Origin of the sequence: Porphyromonas uenonis DSM 23387 = JCM 13868 (assembly GCF_000482365.1) — a bacterium.
Lineage (GTDB): Bacteria > Bacteroidota > Bacteroidia > Bacteroidales > Porphyromonadaceae > Porphyromonas > Porphyromonas uenonis.
The window spans coordinates 1-2,220 of sequence record NZ_AXVC01000040.1 but is presented as its reverse complement, the minus strand read 5'-3'; the positions used below and the strand labels follow the sequence as shown (position 1 = coordinate 2,220).

Here is a 2,220-nt window from a genome sequence, read left to right as displayed (position 1 = left end):
CGCTTGCTTCGTGTGACTCCTGACCCCGCAGTCGTTCGGGGCTTTGCCCCTCCGACTGGGGGCTACGATGCGTCCGACCGCAAGCGGTCGTTTCCTCCGATCGCTCCGACAGCTCCGATCGCTCTGATCCCTAACCTCTAATCTCTAACTTCTAACCTCTAATCTCTAATCATCCCTCCGATTCACTCCGTTGGATGGGACCTCGCAAGTGCTTTTGGATAGAAACTCCTCTCCTACTAAGCGGATTTTGCAAAGCTCTCACGTAAGCCTCCCTTTCGCTTGGGAAGGTGCGCTACGCTTATCTTAGGCGATTGATGATTTCGTCCTGAGCCTTACGTCCCTCTGGAAAGAAGCGAAAGAGCGGATAGCAGTGGCACAGACCCTCGCCGATATGTATCTCATAGGGGACCCCATACTGGACGAATGCGCGCTTGTAGTAGGGGGCGCAAGCGTAGAGACACTCGTGCGACCCATAGTAGAGGTAGGTCTTGGGAAAGTGTGAGAAGTCGCCCACGCAGCTGTTGATCATATAGTCGGGCTGTCGCTTGTGTCGGTTTATTATCGAGGCGACGGTGCCGAAGTAATGGTAGTCGACGATTATGTCTTGCTCCGAGAGAGCCTTTAGAGAGGCAATGAAGTCTGCATCTTCGTCTGCCATGTCTTCATGTCCCTCACAAAGCGAGAGGGGGATGCCTCCAGGAGAGACCGCTATGATTTGTCTGGGGCTAGGTAGCTGCATACGCTGCTCATTATTATATAGTCCTATCCCGATAGCGAGACAAGCTCCTGAGGAGAAGCCTAAGATCGATATTTGCTCAGGAGCGTACTGCTCGAGCATGCGCCGATAGAGCTGATGCGTCTTCTCAAAGGTCACCTCGAGTGTGTGCTCCACAATCAGGGGGTAAAGGAAAAACCACACATCGCTCCCCGTCTGATCGACAATCCTCTTGGCTATCTTGAAGTCTCTCGCATCTGGTGGCGTGACATACCCTCCGCCATAAAGTAGCAGGACAGCTTTTGCGGCGGGCTTAGGAGTCGCCTGTAGCTTGACACACTTAAAGCCATCGACCTCCTCTATGGAGCAGTGATAGCCTTTAAATTGATCTAGTCGAAGTCTGAACTTATTCGACTGCTTAGTCGCAAAGGCGAGGATCTCTGCTTCTGACTTTCTAAAGAGCTTCTTGATGTTTAGGAGTCTCACTATCGAGGCTGCCACTCTGTAGGTAATACTCATAGCTGTATGGTCTTTTGTTTAAGTCTATGGATGGGCTTAGATGCTCTGTGGAGACAAAGATAATGCTTCATCTAGTATGCAGTACTAGGGATAGATACCTACTGTGCGGTAGCAGGTGCCCGATCGGCTCTTTATGAGACTGTTGCAAAAGTCAACAGGCTCACAATCTTGCGCAAGATTGTTCTAACTTTGCAGAAAGGATGAAGTACAAGGCGCTGAGGGTGAGGTCTGAAGGGAGCATACCTCCGTATGCGACCGAAGCCGAATTCCGAAAGCAACACAGCGATTCGCCTTTATGTAACAGTCTCTTTATGTGAGTGACCATATAAGATAAGTCCCTCCGACTAGGCGTACCCAGTCGAAGGGACTTAACTGTCTGTGGGGTTGTGGAGCTGCGGGGAATTGAACCCCGGTCCAAACATGGTGGCAAAGCGCTTTCTACATGTTTAGCTGTACTTTGATTGTCGGGCCTTAGCTCACGAGCACAGCGACCGAGCTAAAGCCTTATCCTCTAAAGTTTAAGACGATGTACGAGGCGACACCATCCGATCCCCGATATCCATGCACCACCGTATCAGAGCGCCTCGGAGCAACGGCCCCCTGGGTGATGTCTCGTCCCGGCATCTATGCCTGGGATGAAGCGTTAGTGTACTATACTTCGACTACGCAGCGAGAGCAAAATTGTTTTCGCCATTTAGAAAGGTTCGCAGTAAGGTTTTAAGGTGCGTCACAGCAGGCACCACATGCTTACGGATCACTACAACACGCTGTCAAAGCCAATCAGCCCCAAGAGTATCTGTTGCATCTCCCTGGCCAACGTATCGCTATACCGCCCAGCTGGGGAGAGATCGTATCTGAGCCTGTCAGAGGTCGCATCGAGCGCTACCTCCTCCAGCTCATCACCTGCAAAGGTACAAAAATCCCTCCGATCCCCTCCGATCCCTCTGATCGCTCCGATCACTCCGATCACTCTGATCACTCTGATC

Annotated in this window: 2 protein-coding genes and 1 other RNA gene; all 3 read right to left on the bottom strand. The window is 51.5% G+C overall.

Annotation, left to right across the window (positions count from 1 at the left end):
* Window positions 1-298 precede the first annotated feature (298 nt).
* Window positions 299-1,234 (bottom strand): alpha/beta hydrolase, encoded by a 936-nt coding sequence (locus tag L215_RS0103680; protein ID WP_025883996.1) that lies wholly within the window; start codon window positions 1,232-1,234, stop codon window positions 299-301.
* 384 nt (window positions 1,235-1,618) lie between these two features.
* Window positions 1,619-2,022, bottom strand: a transfer-messenger RNA (tmRNA) gene (gene ssrA, locus L215_RS09790).
* Window positions 1,992-2,220 (bottom strand): hypothetical protein (locus L215_RS10250; RefSeq protein WP_044111711.1); only part of this gene is annotated, 229 nt, incomplete at its 5' end. The genes ssrA and L215_RS10250, both read right to left, overlap by 31 nt.